Raw genomic sequence first — 16864 nt, 5'->3', positions numbered from 1 at the left:
CCGGGCGATCCAGTACGCCGCGCCCTCTCGATTCAGGCACCGGCGTCTCTGGAATACTGGATCGCCCGGTCGAGCCGGGCGATGACACCGAGATGAAGCATGCAATGCCGGTGCGTCGTATCGCGCGAGAACCATCCTCATCGTCGTCCTTGCCTAATGCGCAATTGCGCATGGGAGCCAGGACCCATTACCCCGAATGCGAGTCGTGACGCTATTGAATTGCACCAGCTCACTTCAGCAACACAACCCCGTGGTTATGGGTCCCGCCGTTCGCCAGGACGACGGCGTGACTTCGGCGCGAATATGCAATTGCAAGTGAGTGGCGATTGCGCATCGTGAACGACACTTGATGTTCACAGATGGCCTGCTAAACCCCCGCCCATGAGCTCTTCCAGCACCAGCGCACCCAACACCAAGACATCCGTCGCCGCGATCTCGATCCTCGCCAGTGGCAGCATGGCCGTGGCGAAGTTCGTGGTCGGCATCGCCATCGGATCGCTGGCGCTGATCTCCGAGGCGCTGCACTCTTCGATCGATCTGGTCGCCACCATCATCACCTCGGCGGTGGTGCGGGTATCGGACCAGCCGGCCGACGCGGAGCATCATTACGGCCACGGCAAGTTCGAGAGCGTCTCCGCGCTCTTCATCATCGCCCTGCTCTATGTGCTGGCCGGCGGCATTCTGGTGCAGGCCTATAGCCATCTGCGCGAAGGCGCGCCGCCGCCGTCGATCTCAGCCATCCCGTTCATCGTCCTGGTCATCGATATCGGCGTCAATCTATGGCGCGCCCGCGCGCTGCACCGTGCCGCGCGCGACACCAAGAGCCAGGCGCTCGCCGCCGACGCGCTGCATTTCGCCTCCGACGTGATGGGATCTGCGGCGGTCATCGTCGGCCTGGTGCTGGCGGGCTTCGGCTTCTGGTGGGGCGATGCCGCGGCCGCGATCGCGGTTGCCGTGATGATCGCCCTGCTCGGCCTGCGCATGGCGCGGGAGACGGTCGAGACCCTGCTCGACCGCGCGCCCGAAGGCGCACTGGAAAAGGCCACCGCGGCCATCAAGGCCGTGCCCGGCGTCGTCGACGTCGAGCGGCTGCGGGTCCGCATGGTCGGCGCCACGCATTTCATCGACGCCATCGCCGCTGTGCCGCGCACCTACCCGATCGACCGCGTCGAGGACATCAAGCGCCGGGCGCAGCAGGCGATGACCAAGACATTCGGCGACGCCGACCTCACCTTCACCGCGGTGCCGGTGGCGCGCGACAATGAGAGCGTGCGCGAGCGCATCATGGTGATCGCGCGCAATTCCGGCCTCGCCATCCACCACGTCACCGTGCACGACATCGGCGGCAAGCTGATCGTCGGCATCGACCTCGAGGTCGACAGCGACATGGCGCTGGACGCCGCACATGACATCGCCCACGAGCTCGAGCGCGCGATCCGCGAGGACTTTGGCGAGGACGTCGAGGTCGACACCCATATCGAGCCGCTCGAGCCGGAACTCCCATGGGGAACCGACGCCGTGCCCGACCGCGTCGAAGCCATCAAGACCGCGCTGACCGGCTTTGCCGATGGCGGCGCGATCCATGACATCCATAATGTGCGGGTCCGCAACACCGACGCCGGCGAGATCGTCAACTTCCATTGCCGCGCCGCGCCCTCGATGAGTGTGATCAAGGTGCACGAAAGCGTCGACGAGATCGAACGCGAGCTGCGTCGCACGTTCCCCACCGTGAAACGTGTGATCAGTCACGCAGAACCGGCGCGCGCGTAATTCTACGGAGCCGTTCCTGTTTCGGACTCACTTTGCGCTGACTGATTCTGTTTTGGACAAGAATTATTTCGCATTAACGAATCGTTGACTCTCGACAGCCCGGGAAATCTGGATTCAAATCATCATGATTCGGATGCGACGTGGGGAGCATCCGATCCGGGTAAAAAATCAGCTTAGATGGGGGTCTAAGGCATGGCGCGCGCGCATGCAGCGAACGCTTGTGTCCAATCCGATTCGATCAAGGGATTGGCGCAGTCGATCGCGAAACCGGCCTATCACAGGCTCCTGACGGCCGAGCCTGCACTGCGCCGCGCTGTTCCTACGCTGATCATCGCCTTCCTCATCACGATCTGCCTTGGCGCCTTCGTCCAGGTGATCGACCAGAACCGGCAGAAGCGCGGCGCGATGAAGCGCGACCTTGCCGCGCTCTCCGACATCCTCGCCGAGCGGCTCGACCGCCTCACTTCAGTGCGGCGCGACCGGCTCGCCAATATCGAGCGGATGCAGGAACTGCTGCCGGATCTCATTCCGTCCTGGGGCATCGCCAACGGCCGCCACGTCATCATCACCAGCGCCGATCACCGCGTGCTGGCGCGCGTGCCGATCGACGGCGCCGGCGAGAACGACCGCGTCCTCGACATCGTCTCCACCGCGCAGCTCCTGATCGCCCCGGGGCAGCAGGGTGCAGTCAGTGACATGACGCTGCCGGGCGGCACCGGCGCGCTGGCGATCTCGCAGCTCGTCAAGTCGCTGCCCGGCCAGGTCGTCGTCATCCAGGAGATGAACGAGCCGATCTGGGGATCGGACGCCGCGCTCTCGGTGACACTGTCGGCGACCACGAGCTTCGTGGTGCTGATCCTCGGCTTCGCCTTCCACTGGCAATCGACCCGCGCCCGCGAGGGCGACCTGATCAACGACGCCGTGCGCGGCCGGATCGACACCGCGCTCAATCGCGGCCGCTGCGGATTGTGGGACTGGGACCTGTCGCGCGGCCGGATATTCTGGTCGCAGTCGATGTTCACCCTGCTCGGCCTCGATAGCCGCAACGACCTCCTCACCTTCGGCGAGGTCAACGCGCTGGTGAACTCCGACGACATCAACCTGTTCGACATCGCCGAACAGCTGATCTCGGGCAAGATCGATCACATCGACCAGAGCTTCCGCATGCGCCATGTCGGCGGCCACTGGATCTGGCTGCGCGTGCGCTGCGAGCTCAGCCACGCCGCGGCCGACAGCGGCCTGCATCTGATCGGCATCGCCGTCGACATCACCGAACAGAAGAGCCTCGCCGAGAAGTCGGTGGAAGCCGACCTCCGGCTGCGCGACGCCATCGAGACCATTCCGGAAGCCTTCGTGCTGTGGGACGCCGAGGACCGCCTCGTGCTCTGCAACTCGCACTTCCAGCGGCTGCACAAGCTGCCCGATAGCGCCGTCAGCCCCGGCACCTCCTATGAGACCGTGATCGAGGTCGGCAGCATGCCCGAGGTGCGCACCCGCCTGCATGAAAGCGGCGTGCCGGCGCCCGGCGCCCGCACCTTCGAGGCGCAGCTCGACGACGGCAGCTGGCTGCACATCAGCGAACGCCGCACCAAGGACGGCGGCTACGTCTCGGTCGGCACCGACATCACCCGCATCAAGGCGCACGAGCAGAAGCTGGTCGACAACGATCTGCGCCTGCGTGCCACCGTGATCGACCTGCAGCGCTCGCAATCCGAGCTGGAGCGTCAGGCCGTCGAGCTCGCCGACCTCGCCGAGAAGTATTCGCAGGAGAAGACCCGCGCCGAGGACGCCAACGCCGCGAAGTCGAAATTCCTCGCCAATATGAGCCATGAGCTGCGCACGCCGCTCAACGCCATCATCGGCTTCTCCGAGATCATGGGCTCTGGCCTGTTCGGGACGCTCGGCTCGGACAAATACGCGGAGTACTGCCACGACATCCTGACCTCGGGGAAATACCTGCTCGAGGTCATCAACGACATCCTCGACATGTCGAAGATCGAGGCCGGCCGCATGAAGTTCGACATGGAGCCGCTCGACCTCTCCGGCATCCTCGCCGAGTCGCTGCGGGTGGTCTCCGGCCGCGCCGAGCACAAGGGCCTGTCGCTGGAATCGGATATCGAGAGCACGATCTCGGTCGTCGCCGACCGCCGCGCGGTCAAGCAGATCATCGTCAACCTGCTCTCCAACGCCGTGAAGTTCACGCCCGACCACGGCCGCGTGCTGGTGCGCGGCCAGATGCTCGATGACTCGATCGTGCTGCTGATCGCCGACAGTGGCATCGGCATCGCGCCGGAATCGCTGCGGCGGCTCGGCAAGCCGTTCGAGCAGGTCGAGAGCCAGCTCACCAAGAGCTACCAGGGCTCGGGCCTTGGACTGGCGATCGCGCGCTCCCTCACCAACCTGCACGGCGGCTCGATGAAGCTGCGCTCCAAGCTCGGCGTCGGCACCGTGGTCCGCATCACTCTGCCGCGCGATCCGCGCAGCTTGCGGGCGAAGCTGCAAGAGGCGGCCTAGGCCGGCTACGCGCTCTCCAGCTTCGGCGCGACCTCGCGCGCGACCTGCACCAGGGCTGCAATCAGCGGCGTCATCGGATCGCGCTGCGGGATCACGAGGCCAATGCTGTAGTCGACGACCGGATCGACGATCGGAATGCTGCGCACGGCATCGGCAAGGCCAAGCGTCTCGGCGAGCTTGGCCGGCATCACGCTGGCCCAGCGTCCGGTCTTCACGTGGGTGTAGAGCACGAGCAGTGAATTCGACGTCAGCGACGGCGTCGCCTCCGCACCGACCGAGGTCAGCGCGCGATCGATGATGCGGCGGTTCTGCATGTCGGGCGTGAGCAGGCACAGCGGCACGGTGCCGACTTCCTTCCACGTCACCTGCTTGCGGTCGCCGAACATTGCATCCGGCGCGGTCAGCAGACGATAGCTCTCGTTGTAAAGCGGAATGGTGCGGACCTTGCCGATTGGCTCGTTCTCGATGTAGGTCAGCCCGGCATCGACCTCGAGATTTTCAAGCAGGCCGAGCACGTCGGCGGACGTGCACGACTGGATGCGAAACCGCACATCGGGATGGCGCGCGCGGTACGGCGTGGTGAGCGAGGCCACCATGCCGAGCGCAGTCGGGATCGCGGCGATCCGGATCTCGCCCGACAGCTTGTCCTTGAGGCTGTTGATCTCCTGCTTCATCGCCCGCGTATCGCCGACGATGCGCCGCGCCCAGTCCAGCGTCCGTTCGCCCTCCGGCGTGAAACCCTGGAAGCGCGATCCGCGCTGCACCAGCATGACGCCGAGGATTTCCTCGAGCTGCTTGAGACTGGTCGACATGGTCGGCTGGGTGACCCCGCAGGCCTCCGCAGCACGGCCGAAATGCCGTTCCTTGGCCAGCGCCAGCAGAAGTTCCAGCTTGTCGATCAAGGTTCAAACCCCTTCGGAAAACGGCGCCCCAAATGGCAGCCCGACGCGTCATAGGTAGCACGATCGGGGTGCGATCCCGAAATCCAAAGCGCCCCGGAAGTCCGTGATTCCAGAACATTATTGCGATCCCGGATCGACCCATTCGGCAACGCTATTAATCGCGTTTCGCAATCGCCGCATGAGACAGCTTTATTGATGTTTCGAAGGATTCCAATTCTGATGTGCAAAGCAAAAAACGGATCGTGAGAAGCGCGGATGACGGTGGGATACGAACCTTGGGACAAGGCGCGCGGCGCGGAGATCATCGCCGAGCATGCCGGGCTGGAAGGCGCCACGCTGGTGATCCTGCACGCGCTGCAGGAAGCCTTCGGCCACGTGCCGGAGCCTGCGATTCCGATGGTGGCGGAGGCGCTCAATCTGTCCCGCGCCGAGGTGCACGGCGTGTTCACCTTCTACCACGACTTCCGCAAGCAACCGGCCGGACGCCACGTCCTCAAGCTCTGCCGCGCCGAGGCCTGCCAGGCCGCCGGCGGCGATCGGCTTGCGGCGCGGGCGGAGGCCAAGCTCGGCGTATCCCTGGGGAATACCACGGCGGACGAGCGCGTGACGCTGGAGCCGATCTACTGCCTCGGGCTCTGCGCCACCGCACCCTCGGCGATGCTGGACGGCCGGCTGGTCGGCCGGCTCGATGAAGCGCGGATCGACGCGCTGGTCGCGGAGGCACAGCGATGACGATGCGAATTTACGTCCCTCGCGATGCCGCGGCCGTCGCCGTCGGCGCCGACGATGTCGCCCTCGCCTTCGCGCAGGCTGCAGCAGCGCGCGGCGCGGCAATCGAGATCGTCAGGAACGGCTCGCGCGGGCTGTGCTGGCTGGAGCCGATGGTCGAGCTTTCGACCGCCCAGGGCCGCATCGCGTTCGGCCCGGTGACACCGGCGGACGTGCCGTCGCTGCTCGATGCGATGGCCGGCAACGGCCAGCATGCCCTGCGGCTTGGTGTCACGGATGAGATCCCCTGGCTGAAGCGTCAGACCAGACTGACCTTCGTTCGCTGCGGCGTGATCGATCCGCGCTCGGTCGACGATTACCGCGCCCATGGCGGCTACAAGGGCCTGGAGCGGGCGTTGACGCAGAGCTCCGACCAGATTCTTGCCGACGTCACGACGTCGGGCCTGCGCGGCCGCGGCGGCGCCGGCTTCCCGACGGGCATCAAGTGGAAGACGGTGGCGCAGGCCAGCGCCGACCGCAAATACATCGTCTGCAACGCCGACGAAGGCGACAGCGGTACCTTCGCCGACCGCATGATCATGGAAGGCGACCCCTTCGTCGTGATCGAGGGCATGACGATCGCGGGTATCACGGTCGGCGCCACCAAGGGCTACATCTACATTCGCTCGGAATATCCGCACGCAGTCGAGGCGATGAACGCGGCGATCGTGGCGGCCCGCCGCGCCGGCTTCCTCGGCAAGCGCATCGGCGGCACCAAGCATGAGTTCGATCTTGAAGTGCGGGTCGGCGCCGGCGCCTATGTCTGCGGCGAAGAGACCTCGCTGCTGGAAAGCCTCGAAGGCCGCCGCGGCATCGTGCGGGCCAAGCCGCCGCTGCCGGCGCACAAGGGCCTGTTCGGCCGCCCGAGCGTGATCAACAACGTGCTGTCGTTCGCGGCGATCCCCTTCATCCTCGACAATGGCGCCAAGGCCTATGCCGATTTCGGCATGGGCCGCTCGCGCGGCACGATGCCGATCCAGCTCGCCGGCAACATCAGATATGGCGGGCTGTTCGAAACCGCATTCGGCGTCACGCTCGGCGATCTTGTCGACGAGATCGGCGGCGGCACCTTCACCGGACGCGAAGCGCGCGCGGTGCAGGTCGGCGGTCCGCTTGGGGCCTACTTCCCCCGCGCGCTGTTCGATACGCCGTTCGACTACGAGGCATTCGCCGCGCGAGACGGCCTGATCGGCCATGGCGGCATCGTGGTGTTCGACGACACCGTCGACATGGTCAAGCAGGCGCGCTTTGCGATGGAATTCTGCGCTGTCGAATCCTGCGGCAAGTGCACGCCGTGCCGGATTGGCTCGACCCGCGGCGTCGAGACCATCAACAAGATCATCAACGGCGAGCGCGTCGCGGAAAACCTCGCCGTGATCGAAGACCTCTGCAACACCATGAAGTTCGGCTCGCTGTGCGCACTCGGCGGCTTCACGCCCTACCCGGTGATGAGCGCACTGAAACACTTCCGGGAAGATTTCGGCCCCGCACCGGCCCGGCTGCAGGCCGCGGAATAACAGGAAATCACGATGTCGCTGATCCAGGAAATCGATTTCGGCACGCCCAAGTCCAAATCCGAGGCGATGGTCACGCTGACCATCGACGGCAATCAGATCACGGTGCCCGACGGCACCTCGATCATGCGCGCGGCGATGGAGGCCGGCACCCAGATTCCAAAGCTCTGCGCGACCGACATGGTCGACGCCTTCGGCTCCTGCCGGCTCTGCCTGGTCGAGATCGAGGGCCGCGCCGGCACGCCCGCGTCCTGCACCACGCCTGTCATGCCTGGCCTCGTCGTGCACACGCAGAGCGATCGGCTGAAGAAGCTGCGCAAGGGCGTGATGGAGCTCTACATCTCCGACCATCCGCTGGACTGCCTGACCTGTGCGGCGAACGGCGACTGCGAATTGCAGGACATGGCGGGCGCGGTCGGCCTGCGCGACGTGCGTTACGGCTATGAGGGCGAGAACCACGTCTTCGCCAAATCGCACGGCTGCGAAAACGACAACTGGATGCCGAAGGACGACTCCAATCCGTACTTCACTTATGACCCCTCGAAGTGCATCGTCTGCTCGCGCTGCGTCCGCGCCTGCGAGGAAGTGCAAGGCACCTTCGCGCTGACGATCTCCGGCCGCGGCTTCGACAGCCGCGTCTCGCCCGGCATGAGCGAGAGCTTCCTTGGCTCGGAATGCGTGTCCTGCGGCGCCTGCGTGCAGGCCTGCCCGACCGCGACGCTGACCGAGAAATCCGTGATCGAGATCGGCCAGCCCGAGCACTCTGTCATCACCACCTGCGCCTATTGCGGCGTCGGCTGCGCCTTCAAGGCCGAGATGCGCGGCGAGGAAGTGGTGCGCATGGTGCCGTGGAAGGACGGCAAGGCCAACCGCGGCCATTCCTGCGTCAAGGGCCGCTTCGCCTGGGGCTACACCACCCACAAGGAGCGCATCCTGAAGCCGATGATCCGCGAACGGATCGAGGATCCCTGGCAGGAAGTGTCTTGGGACGAGGCGTTCAACTTCGCCGCCGCGAAGTTCAAGGGCATCCAGCAGAAATACGGCCGCGACGCGGTCGGCGGCATCACCTCCTCGCGCTGCACCAACGAAGAGACCTACCTTGTGCAGAAGCTGATCCGCGGCGGATTCGGCAACAACAATGTCGACACCTGTGCCCGCGTCTGCCATTCGCCGACCGGCTACGGCCTGTCGCAGACCTTCGGCACCTCGGCCGGCACCCAGGATTTCGATTCGGTTGAAGACACCGACGTCGTGATGATCATCGGCGCCAACCCGGCCTCGGCTCACCCGGTGTTCGCCTCGCGGCTGAAGAAGCGGCTGCGCCAGGGCGCCAAGCTGATCGTGCTCGATCCGCGCCGCACCGAGATGGTGGAATCGCCGCATGTAAAGGCGCTGCATCTGCCGCTGATGCCCGGCACCAACGTCGCGGTGGTCACGGCGCTCGCCCACGTCATCGTCACCGAAGGGCTCGTCAACGAGAGCTTCGTGCGCGAACGCTGCGACTGGAGCGAGTTCGAGGAATGGGCGGCCTTCGTCGCCCAGGAGAAATACAGCCCCGAAGCGACCGCGATCATGACCGGCGTCGATCCCAAGGATCTGCGCGAGGCGGCGCGGATCTACGCCACCGGCGGCAACGGCGCGATCTATTACGGGCTCGGCGTCACCGAGCACAGCCAGGGCTCGACCACGGTGATTGCGATCGCCAACCTCGCGATGGTGACCGGCAATATCGGCCGGTCCGGCGTCGGCGTGAACCCGCTGCGTGGCCAGAACAACGTGCAGGGCTCCTGCGACATGGGCTCGTTCCCGCACGAGCTGCCCGGCTACCGCCACATCTCCGGCGATGCCGTGCGCGAGCAGTTCGAGGCGATGTGGAACGTCAAACTCAACAACGAGCCGGGCCTGCGCATCCCCAACATGTTCGATGCCGCGATCGAGGGCACCTTCATGGGGCTCTACGTGCAGGGCGAGGACATCCTGCAGTCCGACCCGAACACCAAGCATGTGGTGGCGGCGCTGTCGGCGATGGAATGCGTCATCGTCCACGATCTCTTCCTGAACGAGACCGCGAACTACGCCCACGTCTTCCTGCCCGGCTCGACCTTCCTCGAGAAGGACGGCACCTTCACCAATGCCGAGCGCCGCATCCAGCGCGTCCGCAAGGTGATGACGCCGCGCAACGGCTATGCCGACTGGGAAGTGACGATCCTGCTCGCCAAGGCGATGGGTTTCGAGATGCACTACAACCATCCGTCCGAGATCATGGACGAGATCGCGGCGCTGACGCCGACCTTCACCGGCGTGTCCTACGACAAGCTCGACGAGCTCGGCTCGGTGCAGTGGCCGTGCAACGAGAAGGCGCCTGAGGGCACGCCGATCATGCATATCGGCGGCTTCGTGCGCGGCAAGGGCAAGTTCATCATCACCGAATATGTCGCGACCGACGAGCGCACCGGCCCGCGCTACCCGCTGTTGCTCACCACCGGCCGCATCCTCAGCCAGTACAATGTCGGTGCGCAGACCCGCCGCACTGAGAACGTGGTCTGGCACGCCGAGGATCGTCTCGAGATCCACCCGCACGACGCCGAGCTGCGCGGCGTGCGCGACGGCGACTGGGTGCGGCTGGCGAGCCGCGCCGGCGAGACGACGCTGCGCGCCGAGATCACCGACCGCGTGGCGCCGGGCGTGGTCTACACCACGTTCCATCACCCGGACACCCAGGCCAACGTCATCACGACCGATTTCTCGGACTGGGCGACCAACTGTCCGGAGTATAAGGTGACGGCCGTGCAGATCTCGCCGTCGAACGGTCCGTCCGACTGGCAGAAGGCCTATGACGAGCAGGCCCGCCACTCGCGCCGCATCGCGCCGGTGGTGGAAGCCGCGGAGTAACGATGCGCGAGCCGGTCCACAAGGCGAACCGAAAGTTCTGGCGCGACGGCGTCTTCAGCGACGGCGCGCGCCTGATCCCGGAAGAGACGCCGCTGGCGCTGACCTATAACGGCGGCACCTACGCCGTGATGATGGGCTCGCCGGAGGACCTCGGCGACTTCGCGATCGGATTCAGCCTGAGCGAAGGCATCGTGCGATCGGCCGACGAGATCGAGACCCTCGACATCGTCGAGCTCGATGACGGCATCGAGCTTCGAATGTGGCTCAAGCCCGACAGGGCCGCGCGGATAGCCGAGCGGCGGCGCAACATCGCCGGCCCGACCGGCTGCGGCCTGTGCGGTCTCGATTCCATCAGCGAGGCGGTCCGGCCGGCCGCGGTGGTGCCCGCGGGCCGCGTCTTCGCGCCGCGCGAGATCATGACCGCGGTGGCCGCGGTCCCGCCGCTGCAGGAGATCAACCACCAGACCCGCGCGGTGCACGCCGCCGCGTTCTGGAACGCGGCGCGCGGCATCGTCGCGCTGCGCGAGGATGTCGGCCGCCACAATGCGCTCGACAAGCTCGCCGGCGCGCTGGCCCGCGACAAGGTCGTCGCAAGCGACGGCATCGTGCTGGTGACCAGCCGTGTCTCAGTCGAAATGGTGCAGAAGACCGCCGCGATCGGCGCGCCGCTGATTGCTGCCGTGTCGGCGCCGACCGCGCTTGCGGTGCGGATGGCGGATGCCGCCGGCATCACGCTTGCCGCGATCGCCCGCGCGGATGGATTTGAAATCTTTACGCACCCGGAACGCGTCACAGGCGCGGTGCCCGGCAAGGAGTCCGCTTATGTCGTCGTCGCCTGACAAACTGGTCTACATGGCGAACCAGATCGGAAAATTCTTCCAGAGCCAGGGGCACGACCGCGCCGTGCCGGGCATCTCCGAGCACATCTGGAAGTTCTGGGACCCGCGGATGCGCAAGCAGATCTTCGCCCATCTCGACACCGGCGGCGCCGGCCTCGACCCCGACGTCCGCGAAGCCTTGCAGAAGCTGAAGCAGCAGGCGTAGCGAGTAACAACCACGCAAGGCTTTCTATCTCCGCCACCCTGAGGAGCGCGTAGCGCGTCTCGAAGGGTCGACGGCCCGACTGTGGCCGTGCATCCTTCGAGGCTCGCTAGAGCTCGCACCTCAGGATGACGGGACAAGCACGGCGGGTGGGCACTACCCCCCGCCGACAATCCCGTTGAACACCCGGCGCACCTCGCTTTGCGTCTCGCGCAGGCGGGCTTCCAGCGCAGAGAAATCCGGCGCGTCGCCGGCTCGCGCCATCACGCGCCGCAGATCCTCGCCCGCGGTCTCCGGATTGAACTTGCCGGTGACGCAGAGCCGCAGGATCTGCGTCAAATCATGATAGAGCCGCGCCGCCGAGCGCAGGATCTCGGCCTCGGACTGGCCGAGCAGGCCGAGCTTGGCGGCATGGTCGAGTACCTGCAGCGTCGAGACGCTGAGGATCTCCGGCTTCACGGATGCGTGCGCGAGCTGGAGATATTGCGCAACGAAATCGATGTCGACGAGTCCGCCGGCAGCAAGCTTGAGGTCCCAGACATCGTCCTCGCCCTTCTCCAGCGCGATGGCGCGCCGCATGTCGGCAACATCGGCCGCGGTCGACGCCGGATCGCGCGGTCGGGTCAGCACGCTGCGGATGATCGCCTCGATCTTCTCGCGGAACTCCACTGACGACGAGATCACGCGCGCGCGCGTCAGCGCCATGTGCTCCCAGGTCCACGCTTCACGTTCCTGGTAGTCTGAAAACGAATCGATCCGCGAGGCGACCGGGCCGGCGCGCCCCGACGGCCGCAGCCGCATGTCGACCTCATACAGCACGCCGTAATTGGTCCGGGTCGTGAAGGCGCTGATCAGGCGCTGGGTGAAGCGGGCAAAATACTGCGCGCCATGCAGCGAGCGCTCGCCGTCGGAGTCCGGCGCCTCGCTGTCGAAATCGTAGAGCAGGATCAAATCGAGGTCTGAGGACGCCGTCATCTCGCGGCTGCCGAGCCGGCCCATCGCGACGATCGCGGTCTCCTGCCCCTTGATCCGGCCATATTGCGCGGCGAACTGGTCGGTGACGAGACCATGCACGGTGTGCACGATGCCTTCGGCGACATCGGCAAACGCCGTGCTGGCGTGCTGCGCCGACACCGTGCCGGACAGGATCCGCGTGCCGATCAGGAACAGGCTCTCCTGGCCGAACAGTCTCAGACGATCGAGGAAGTCCTCATAGGAGGACGCATCCTGCAGCGTGGCCGCAAGCCGCTCCGACAGCTCCTTCTTGTCCGGCATCGCACCGAAGAAGCGTGGATCGACCAGGCCGTCCATGATCTGCGGCTGCCGCGCCAGCATGTCGCCGAGCCGCGGTGCCGCGCCGAGGATCAGCGCCACCAGCGCGACGAAATCGCGATTCTGGCTGAGTAGCGAGATCAGCCGCCCGCCCCTCTGCAGCGCGCCCAGGAAGCGGTCGAATGCCGCGACCGCGTCGTCCGGCTCCTCGGCATCCGCGAGGCCGTCGATCAGGCCGGGAATGAATTCGAGGAACGCCGCCCGCGTCGCTTCCACGCGCAGCGCGCGATAATCGCCCTCGATCCATTGCTGCACGGTGCCGGCGACCATGACCGGCTTCTTGAAGCCGAGACTGGCGAGATGCTCGATCAGGCGACCGTCTTCGGGGCCCGCCCCGTAGTCGACATCCGGCAGCTTCGCGCTTCCGGTCGGATCGTCGCCCTCGAACAGCTTGCCGTAATGGTTTTGCACGATGTTGAGCTGGCCGAGCAGATCTTTGGCGAAGGCCTCGCGATTCTCGTAGCCGAAGAAATGCGCGAAGCGCTCGACGTCCTCAGGCGCTTCGGGCAGCGAGTGGGTCTGCTCGTCGGCGATCATCTGCAGCCGGTGCTCGACCCGGCGCAGGAATTCGTAGGCCTTGGTCAGCTCGTCGCGCGCCTCGAAAGTGATCCAGTTGCTGTCGGCGAGCACATTGAGCGCCTCCAGCGTCGGCCGCACCCGCAACTCCGGATGACGGCCGCCGGCGATCAGCTGCTGGGTCTGGGCGAAGAACTCGATCTCGCGGATGCCGCCGCGGCCGACCTTGACGTTGTGCCCCTCGACCGAGATTTCGCTCTGGCCGCGATAGGTCTGCATCTGCCGCTTCATGTCGTGGACATCGGCCAGCGCGGCAAAGTCCAGATGCTTGCGCCAGACGAACGGCGCGAGCTCGCCGATCAGCGCCTCGCCGGCCTTGGGATCGCCGGCGCAGGGCCGCGCCTTGATCATCGCGGCGCGCTCCCAGGTGCGCCCTTCGCGCTCGTAATAGTGCAAGGCCGCGTCGGTCGAGATCGCGACCTGGGTCGAGGCCGGGTCCGGACGCAACCTGAGATCGACCCGGAACACATAGCCCTCGCCCGAGCGCTGCTGCAGCATCCGCGCCATCGCCTGGGTGACGCGGACGAAGAACGGCTGCGGCTCGATGTCCTCGGCGAGCGAGGTGGCTGTGCGATCGAAGAACACGATCAGGTCGATGTCGCTGGAATAGTTCAGCTCGCCCGCGCCCATCTTGCCCATCGCAAGCACGATCAGGCCGGAGCCCTCTTCCGGATGGTCGGCATCGACGGCAACCATGCGGCCGCGGGCGATTTCCTGCCGGAGTAGATATCGCAGCGCCGACTGCACCGAATTCACCGCGATGTCGGTCAGCGCCGCCGTCACCCGCATCACCGGCCAGACGCCGCCGATGTCGCACAGCGCGATCATCAGCGCGGCCTCCGCCTTCATGCGGCGAAGCAGAACCATCACGTCGGCCTCGCTGCCGGCGGCGAGCACGTCGCGCGAGGTGGTCTCGATCAGGTTGGCCAGATGCGACTCCGGGTCGCATGACAGGATCCGGATCAACCGCGCGGCATCGACCCGCGCGAGCTCGAATAGATAGGGCGAGAACTCGGCAATGCCGCGCATGATGTCCCGTGCGAACGGGTGCTCCAGCAACACCGCGAGCGCAGCCGACTGCGCCGGTTCGAGCTCGGCGAACCAGTCGGTCAGACGCTGATCGGCAGATACGGAAGCGGCGACACGCGGTCCATCCGCGAACCGCGCGGCCAGATGGTGTCGATCCGCGTTTCCCGGCGCGGCGGCATTCATGCCGCCTTCTGTGACACATCCTGCGTTTGAGCCGCAAGCCTGTCACTGCCGCCCGCCCGCGCAGGCAGCACCAGGGTGGCCACCAGCCCCGGATGGGCGTCGCCGAGCCGCAGCTCGCCGCCATGGAGCGTGGCAACCGCCGAGGCCAGGCTGAGGCCGAGACCGGACCCGGGTAAGGTGCGGCTGGCCTCGAGCCGGACGAAGCGCTCCACCGCGTGCTTGCGGTCGCCCTCGGGGATGCCCGGACCGTGGTCGGTGACGCTGAGCAGGACCTGATCGCCCTCACGGCGGGCCTCGATCAGGATCTCCCGCGCATCGGCCTTCATCGGCTCCACGCCCGGTTCGGGCTTGCCATATTTGATGGCGTTCTCGACTAGGTTGGCGACCGCCTGACTGATCAATTCGCGGTTGCCGTGAATCGGCGCCGGCGCGGTCTTCACCTGCAGCGTCATGCCGTCGTCCTCGGCCAGCGGCTCGTACAATTCGTGAATGCCGTTGGCGACGTCGGCGCCGTCGAAATCGTCCATGTTGCCGCGCGCCTGGCCGGACTCGGCGCGCGCGATCATCAACAGCGCGTTGAAGGTGCGGATCAGGCCGTCCGATTCCTCGATCGTCCGCTCCAGCGCCGCGCGATAGTCGGCCTCGCCGCCCGACCGCGCCAGCGCCTCCTCGGCGCGGTTGCGCAGCCGTGTCAGCGGCGTCTTGAGGTCATGGGCGATGTTGTCGGAGACTTCCTTCAGCCCCGTCATTAGCGCCTCGATGCGCTCCAGCATCACATTGAGATTTTCCGCGAGACGGTCGAGCTCGTCGCCGCTGCGGCCGACCGGCAGCCGGCCGGACAGATCGCCCGCCATGATGCGCTTGGTAGTGCCGGTCATGGCGTCGATCCGGCGCAGCACCCGGCGGGCGACGAAGATGCCGCCACCGATGCCGAGCACGACCACGACGAGGATCGACCATTGCGCCGCCTTGGCGACGATGCCGAACAGCCGCCGCCGCTCCTCGAGGTCGCGCCCGACCAGGAGGCGGAAACCGTTGTCCATCTCGGTGACCCGAACTAGGGCACGGTGATCGGTCTTGTCCAGGTCGTCGAACCGGCGATAGGCGGTCTCGCTCCAGCCCTGGACGCTCATCACGCCAGGCGCCAGCGAGCCGACATTACCGGCCAGCGCCTGCCCGTTCGGCGCCGTCAACAGATAGAGGTTGGCGCCCGGCCGCAGCGCACGATTGCCCATGGTGGTCAGCAGGCCGTGCAGGCCGCGGCGGTTATAGATGGAGGTGATCTCGCTGATCTCGACGTTGACGGTCGTCGTGATCTGCTCGGTGATCAGCCGTCGCGTGTTCCAGGCAAAGTAAGCCAGCAGCGAGGCGGCAAACAGCGCGAACAGGAACAGGTAGACCAGCGTCAACCGAAACGCCGTGGTCCGGATCAGTTTACCGAATGCCGTCACGGATCATGTACCCCGCGCCGCGGATGGTGTGCAGCAGCGGCCGCTCGAAACCCTTGTCGATCTTGGAGCGCAGCCGCGAGATGTGGACGTCGATGACGTTGGTCTGCGGATCGAAATGATAATCCCAGACGTTCTCGAGCAGCATGGTGCGCGTCACCACCTGCCCTGCATGCTTCATCAGATATTCGAGCAGCCGGAATTCGCGCGGCTGCAAGGTCAGCTCATCCTTGCCGCGGGCGACGCGATGCGACAGCCGGTCGAGCTCGAGGTCGCCGACTTTGTAGGTGGTCTCCTCGGCGGGCCCGACATTGCGCCGTGACAGCACCTCGACGCGGGCGAGCAGCTCGGCGAAGGAATAGGGCTTTGGCAGATAGTCGTCGCCGCCGGCGCGCAGGCCCTTGATGCGGTCGTCGACCTGGCCGAGCGCCGAGAGAATCAGGACCGGCGTCCGGTTGCCCTTGTCGCGCAGAATGCCGATCAGCGACAGGCCGTCCCGCTTCGGCAGCATGCGATCCACAACCATCACGTCGTAATCGCCGGTCTCCGCCATCGACAGGCCTTCCTCGCCGTCGGAGGCGAGATCGGCGATATAGCCGACTTCACGGAATGCCTTGACCAGATAGTCGGCTGACTCGCGGTCGTCTTCGATGATCAGGATGCGCATTTGCGGAGCGGTTGCGGTCACGGGAATGGGCCCTCTGTCAGCATGGCGCGGCCGGCCTGCACATGCAAGACGACCGCGAATATTCCGGATTGTCTGAAAAAAGTGGGCGGTGAAGCTGGGGGACCTCACCGCCCTGAGACCTTCCGACGGAGGGGGGCATATTCCATCGAAAGGCAACATAGGGAGCGAGCAAGGCGCCCGCCCCCCGGAACGCGCCGTCGGCGGGGG

The 16864-nt window shown here is 66.1% G+C and carries 11 protein-coding genes; 7 read left to right on the top strand and 4 right to left on the bottom strand.

Going from position 1 to position 16864, the window contains the following annotated elements; translation table 11 throughout:
- The first annotated feature begins 381 nt into the window (after positions 1-381).
- Positions 382-1770, top strand: coding sequence for a cation diffusion facilitator family transporter (locus ACVIGA_RS35605; protein WP_456669681.1), 1389 nt, complete (start codon positions 382-384; stop codon positions 1768-1770).
- 192 nt (positions 1771-1962) lie between these two features.
- Complete coding sequence (locus ACVIGA_RS35600; RefSeq protein WP_456669680.1) at positions 1963-4284, top strand: ATP-binding protein; 2322 nt, start codon at positions 1963-1965, stop codon at positions 4282-4284.
- A gap of 5 nt (positions 4285-4289) precedes the next feature.
- Here the strand turns inward: ACVIGA_RS35600 and ACVIGA_RS35595 are convergent, their stop codons facing one another.
- Positions 4290-5186: a LysR family transcriptional regulator gene (locus ACVIGA_RS35595; RefSeq protein WP_176532448.1), complete on the bottom strand. Its 897-nt coding sequence runs from the start codon at positions 5184-5186 to the stop codon at positions 4290-4292.
- A 255-nt stretch (positions 5187-5441) separates the two neighbouring features.
- On the opposite strand from ACVIGA_RS35595, the gene ACVIGA_RS35590 reads away from it, so the two are divergent.
- Genes ACVIGA_RS35590 through ACVIGA_RS35570 form a run of 5 tightly spaced genes read left to right on the top strand, consistent with a single transcriptional unit; the run spans position 5442 to position 11404 of the window.
- Positions 5442-5918 (top strand): formate dehydrogenase subunit gamma, encoded by a 477-nt coding sequence (locus tag ACVIGA_RS35590; protein WP_456669679.1) that lies wholly within the window; start codon positions 5442-5444, stop codon positions 5916-5918.
- Entirely contained in the window at positions 5915-7471 is a 1557-nt protein-coding gene (locus tag ACVIGA_RS35585) for an NADH-ubiquinone oxidoreductase-F iron-sulfur binding region domain-containing protein (RefSeq protein ID WP_456669678.1), read from the top strand. The genes ACVIGA_RS35590 and ACVIGA_RS35585 overlap by 4 nt, the downstream gene beginning before the upstream one ends.
- A gap of 12 nt (positions 7472-7483) precedes the next feature.
- On the top strand, positions 7484-10360 hold the full coding sequence (gene fdhF / locus ACVIGA_RS35580) for a formate dehydrogenase subunit alpha (protein WP_456669677.1): 2877 nt from the start codon (positions 7484-7486) through the stop codon (positions 10358-10360).
- Positions 10361-10362: 2 nt separating this feature from the next.
- Entirely contained in the window at positions 10363-11199 is an 837-nt protein-coding gene (gene fdhD / locus ACVIGA_RS35575; protein WP_456669676.1) for a formate dehydrogenase accessory sulfurtransferase FdhD, read from the top strand.
- Complete coding sequence (locus ACVIGA_RS35570) at positions 11183-11404, top strand: formate dehydrogenase subunit delta (protein ID WP_223968371.1); 222 nt, start codon at positions 11183-11185, stop codon at positions 11402-11404. The genes fdhD and ACVIGA_RS35570 overlap by 17 nt, the downstream gene beginning before the upstream one ends.
- A 153-nt stretch (positions 11405-11557) precedes the next feature.
- Here ACVIGA_RS35570 and ACVIGA_RS35565 read toward each other — a convergent pair whose 3' ends face one another.
- Genes ACVIGA_RS35565 through ACVIGA_RS35555 form a run of 3 tightly spaced genes read right to left on the bottom strand, consistent with a single transcriptional unit; the run spans position 11558 to position 16636 of the window.
- Positions 11558-14521 (bottom strand): bifunctional [glutamine synthetase] adenylyltransferase/[glutamine synthetase]-adenylyl-L-tyrosine phosphorylase, encoded by a 2964-nt coding sequence (locus tag ACVIGA_RS35565; protein ID WP_456669675.1) that lies wholly within the window; start codon positions 14519-14521, stop codon positions 11558-11560.
- A complete protein-coding gene (locus tag ACVIGA_RS35560) occupies positions 14518-15972 on the bottom strand; it encodes a sensor histidine kinase (protein WP_456669674.1) in 1455 nt (484 codons plus the stop codon). Before ACVIGA_RS35560 ends, ACVIGA_RS35565 begins: the two co-directional genes overlap by 4 nt.
- Complete coding sequence (locus ACVIGA_RS35555) at positions 15956-16636, bottom strand: winged helix-turn-helix domain-containing protein (RefSeq protein ID WP_375781108.1); 681 nt, start codon at positions 16634-16636, stop codon at positions 15956-15958. The genes ACVIGA_RS35560 and ACVIGA_RS35555 overlap by 17 nt, the downstream gene beginning before the upstream one ends.
- Positions 16637-16864 lie beyond the last annotated feature (228 nt).

The sequence above is a fragment of the Bradyrhizobium sp. USDA 3240 genome (assembly GCF_054063295.1).
This window is presented reverse-complemented; position numbering and strand designations above follow the sequence as displayed.